Below are 5116 nucleotides of genomic sequence, written 5' to 3'. Positions count from 1 at the left end.
CTCGTGGAATGGCACCGGCAGGCCGAGGTAGTTCACCGCCAGCCCGTAGATCCATTCGCTCAAGTCGAACTGCGCGAGCGCCCACAGGGTGACGCTGGCGGCCATCACCAGCGTCCAGCCGTGGCGCATGGCAAAGGCCAGTACCCAGGGGCTCATCAGCATGAAGAAGATGTACATCGGCAGGATGTCGAGCAGCGCGGGCTCGTAGATCAGCAGCAGCCCGAAGAGAAAGCCGTCGCGCGGCTCGGCCAGGTAGTAGGACACCAGGTTCTTCACCGCGGGCTGGTCGATGTGCAGCCCGAGCGCGGCAATCACGGTGAACAGGAACAGCAGGATCGCCGCCTGGCACAGGTACACCTTGAGCACGCGCCGCCAGAAGGCCTGGCGCATCGGGTCGACGCCGCGCACGTAGCCGATGCGGCTGTAGACCAGCCCGGCCACGAAGGCCGACAGCAGCACGAAGCCTTCGGCGGCCGAGACGAAGCCGAAGGGCTGGCCCAGCGGGTCGGTCAGGCGGGTGGGCAGGTGGGTGACGGTCATCAGCACGAGCATCAGCCCGCGCAAGGCGTCTATTTCCCAGTAGCGTTTCATCGGTCGGCGGCGAGGTCTTGGTGGCGGTCCGCGCGGCGCACGCACGACAGTGCCGATTGTATGAAGAGCGGCCAAGGCATATGACGACTGGCACTGCCGGAGCGCCATTCAAATCGGCTACGCTGCGCGCTGCTTCCAGGTGGAGAAAAAATTGAAAAGAACCATTCCAGCATTGCTTCTGGCCGGCAGCGCCTTGCTCGCCGTCCCGGCCCTCGCCCTCCAGATCACCAGCCTGACGCCGCAGGGCGAAGTGGCGCGCGTGCGCCAGGTGGTCGCCAAGTTCGACCAGCCGGCCGTCAACTTCGGCGACCCGAAGGCGCCCGCGCCGCTCGCCGTGAGCTGCACCGACGCGCAGGCCGGCAAGGGCACCGGCCGCTGGACCGATGCAAAAGCCTGGGTCTACGATTTCGAGAACGACCTGCCGCCCGGCGTGCGCTGCACCGTCACGCGGATTGCCGGCTTCAAGCCCGCCTCGGGCGGGGAGCTGACCGGGCCGGAACGCTATCAATTCAATAGCGGCGGACCGTTCGTGCGCAACCACATGCCGGGCAGCTATGGGCGGATCGACGAGCAGCAGATGTTCGTGCTCGAGCTCAACGGCGCGGCCACCGTGGAGAGCGTGCGCCAGAACATCTGGTGCGCGGCCGACGGCATCGGCGAGCGCATTCCCGTGCGGCTGCTCGAAGGCGAGCAGCGTACCGGGCTCCTCAAGGCCTTCGGCCGCGAGGCGGAAGCCGCCAAGGACCCGTTGCGCTTCATCGCGCTGCAATGCAACCGCACGCTCACGCCGGGCAGCAAGGTGCAGATCGTCTACGGCAAGGGCGTGGCCAACAACGTGGAGCGCCGCCTGAGCTTCCAGGTGCGCGAACCTTTCGCGGTGTCCTTCAGCTGCGAGCGCGAGAACGCGCAGGCCRCCTGCCTRCCGCTGCGGCCGATGCAGCTGCAGTTCAATGCGCCGGTCACGCGCAAGATGGCTTCGCAGATCCAGCTCAAGGGCGGCGGCAAGTCGATTGCCGCCACGCTCGAGAACGACGGCGGCACGCCGAGCGAAGACGACGTGGTCAGCGCCGCGAGCTTCAGCCCGCCGTTCGCCGAGGACACCAAGTTCAGCATCGAGCTGCCCGCCAAGTTCGAAGACGCCTCGGGCCGGCCGCTGGCTTCGCCCGGCAGCTTTCCGCTGAAGGTGGCCACCGGCGCGATGCCGCCGCTGGCCAAGTTCGCGGCCTCGCCCTTCGGCGTGGTCGAGCGGCTGGCCGAGCCCGGCACGCCGGCCATGATGCCGGTGACCGTGCGGCGCGTGGAACCCGCGCTGATGGTGCAGGCGCTGACGCCCGGCAAGGTCAGCGACATGAACCCGAAGACCGACGCCGAGATCATCGCGTGGTTCCGCAAGGTGCGCCGCTACGACGAATACACCGTGAGCCGCGAACAGGCGCGCAAGGACGTCAAGGGCGCGCTGCCGGCCGTCATCGAGACCAGCGAGCGCACCCATGTGCAAAGCCGCATGCTGTCGCTCCTGGCGGGCCAGCCGGGCGTGAAGGCGCTCGACATGCCCAAGGCCGAGAGCGGCGATCCGCGGCCCTTCGAGGTCATCGGCATTCCGCTGACGCCGGGCTTCCACGTGCTCGAGATCGCTTCGCAAAAGCTCGGCGATGCGCTGCTCGACGAGCGCTACGGCGCCAACCGCACGATGTACGTGCGCACCACCGCGCTGGCCACCAACCTGGCGGTGCACTTCAAGCTCGGCCGCGAGAACTCGATGGCCTGGGTCACCACGCTCGACAAGGGCAACGTGGTGCCGAACGCCGAAGTGCGCGTGTCCGACTGCCGCGGCGTTGCCGTCGCATCGGGCACCACCGACGCCAACGGCATCGTCAACCTCACGGGCGTCGCGCCCGATGCGCCCAACTGCAACGGCCCGGACGAATACAACGCGGGTGCCTGGTTCGTCAGCGCCCGCGCCAAGGACGACAAGGGCGTGGAAGACCTCGCCTTCACCTGGAGCGACTGGCAGCGCGGCATCGAGCCCTGGCGCTTCAACGTGCCCACCAGCCTGCAGGCCGAGCCCGACCGCGTGGCCCACACCATCTTCGACCGCACCCTGCTGCGCGCCGGAGAAACGGTGTCGATGAAGCACCTGATCCGCACCCAGACCAGCAAGGGCTTCGGCCTGCCCGAGAACCGGCCCGACACGCTGGTCATCACCCACACCGGCAGCGGCCAGCGCTTCACGCAGCCGCTGGCCTGGCGCAAGACGCCGACCGGCGGCCTGAGCGCGGAGAACAGCTTTGCCATTCCGCCGGCCGCCAAGCTCGGCTTGTACGAAGTGATGCTGCGCAGCGGCAAGGGCAAGGACGCGAACAGCGGCAATTCCGAGGAAGAAGGCGAAGTCGACGACGAAGGCGGCTACAACCGCAGCTTCGCCACCGGCCAGTTCCGCGTCGAGGAATTCCGCCTGCCCGTGCTCGAAGGCCGCATTGCGCCCACCGACAAGAAGCCGCTGGTGAGCGTGGCCTCGGTGCCGGCCGAAGTGCAGATCAACTACGTGGCCGGCGGCGGCGCCGCCAACCTGCCGGTGCGCGTGTCGGCCATGGTGCGCGGCAAGAGCCTCGGCTTTGCCGACCACGAGGCCTTCAGCTTCAGCCCGCCGCGCGTGCAGGCCGACAGCTCGCAGGCACCCGCCGCGGCGGCGGCCGACACCGCGGGCGCCGAGGAAGACATCAACAGCGCCAGCGACACCCGCGTGATCGCCGACAAGCTGCCGCTTACGCTCAACAAGGACGGCACCGGCAAGCTCACGATCGACAAGGTGCCCAAGGTCAAGGCCGCGCGCGAGCTGCTGCTCGAAGCCACCTATGCCGACCCGAACGGCGAGGTGCAGACCATCCGCAGCACGCAGACGCTGTGGCCCGCCTCGGTGATCGCCGGCATCAAGACCGAAGGCTGGGTCTCGACCAGCCAGAAGCTCAAGTACCAGGCGCTCGCGCTCGACCTCTCGGGCAAGCCGCAGGCCGGCGTCACGCTCAACGTGCGCGCCGTGGCGCGCATCACCACCACCAGCCGCAAGCGCATGGTGGGCGGCTTCTACACCTACGACAACAAGACCGAGACGAAAGACATCGGCACCGTCTGCAGTGGCAAGAGCGATGCGCGCGGCCTGCTGCTGTGCGAATCCGAGCTCAAGGAAGCCGGCGAGGTCGAGCTGGTGGCCAGCGCCACCGACAGCGAAGGCCGCGACAGCCGCGCCGCCAGCTCGGTGTACGTGACGAAGCAGGGCGAACTCTGGTTCGGCGGCGAGGACAACGACCGCATCGACGTGCTGCCCGAGAARAAGAGCTACCAGCCCGGCGAGGTTGCCAAGTTCCAGGTGAGGAGCCCCTTCCGCTTTGCCACTGCGCTGGTATCGGTGGAACGCGAAGGCATCATCGAGACCCACGTGGTGCAGCTCGATGGCAAGGACCCGACCGTGAGCCTGCAGGTCAGGCCCGAGTGGGGGCCGAACGCCTACGTGAGCGTGCTCGCGCTGCGCGGCCGGCTGCGCGAAGTGCCGTGGTACAGCTTCTTCACCTGGGGCTTCAAGGCGCCGCGCGAGTGGTGGACCGCCTTCTGGTACGAAGGCAAGGAATACGTCGCGCCCACCGCGATGGTCGACCTCAGCAAGCCCGCCTACCGCCTCGGCATGGCCGAGATCCGCGTCGGCACGCGCGCGCACCAGATCGACGTGACCGTCACCAGCGACAAGCCCAGCTACCCGGTGCGCAGCAAGGCGCAGATCACCATCTCCGCCAAGCTGCCCGACGGCAAGCCCGCGGCGGGCGCCGAAGTGGCGCTGGCCGCGGTCGACCAGGCCTTGCTGGAGCTGATGCCCAACGACAGCTGGAACCTGCTCAACGCGATGCTGCAGCGGCGCAGCTGGGGCGTTGCCACCTCCACCGCGCAGATGGAAATCGTCGGCCGGCGCCACTACGGGCGCAAGGCCGTGCCCGCGGGCGGCGGCGGCGGCAAGGGCCAGACGCGCGAGCTGCTCGACACCCTCCTGCTGTGGAACCCGAAGGTGGTGCTCGATGCCAACGGCCAGGCCGTGGTGACGGTGCCGCTCAATGATGCATTGACCACGTTCAAGATCGTGGCCGTGGCCGACTCGGGCACCAGCCTGTTCGGCACCGGTCAGGCCAGCATCCAGGCCACGCAGGACCTGCAGATCATCAGCGGCCTGCCGCCGCTGGTGCGCGAGGACGACCAGTTCCGCGCCCAGATCACGCTGCGCAACACCACGCAAAAGCCGATGAAGGTGGAGGCTGCGCCGCGCGCCACGCTGCTCACGCTCCCGCCGCAGACGGTGGACATCCCGGCCGGCGAAGCGCGCGAAGTCGCATGGACCGTGACCGCGCCCGCGCAGCTCGCGCAGACGCGCGCCGAAGCCATCCTGTGGGAGATCGAGGCGAAAGACACCATCGGCGGCGCGCGCGATGCGCTCAAGGTGCGCCAGCGCATCATCCCGTCGGTGCCGCTCACGGTGCAGCAG

At 68.5% G+C, this 5116-nt stretch carries 2 protein-coding genes; one reads left to right on the top strand and one right to left on the bottom strand.

Going from position 1 to position 5116, the window contains the following annotated elements; translation table 11 throughout:
• Positions 1 to 591, bottom strand: a 591-nt coding sequence (gene opgC, locus AC1DOC_RS18445; RefSeq protein ID WP_478130233.1) for an OpgC domain-containing protein, incomplete at its 3' end; no start/stop codon positions are given.
• A 151-nt stretch (positions 592 to 742) separates the two neighbouring features.
• On the opposite strand from opgC, the gene AC1DOC_RS18440 reads away from it, so the two are divergent.
• Positions 743 to 5116 (top strand): MG2 domain-containing protein (locus AC1DOC_RS18440; protein ID WP_478130232.1); only part of this gene is annotated, 4374 nt, incomplete at its 3' end.

It is taken from the genome of Variovorax sp. 01T439_2, assembly GCF_056398445.1.
The sequence above is the reverse complement of the archived record's forward strand: the minus strand, read 5'-3'. Positions and strand labels throughout refer to the sequence as shown.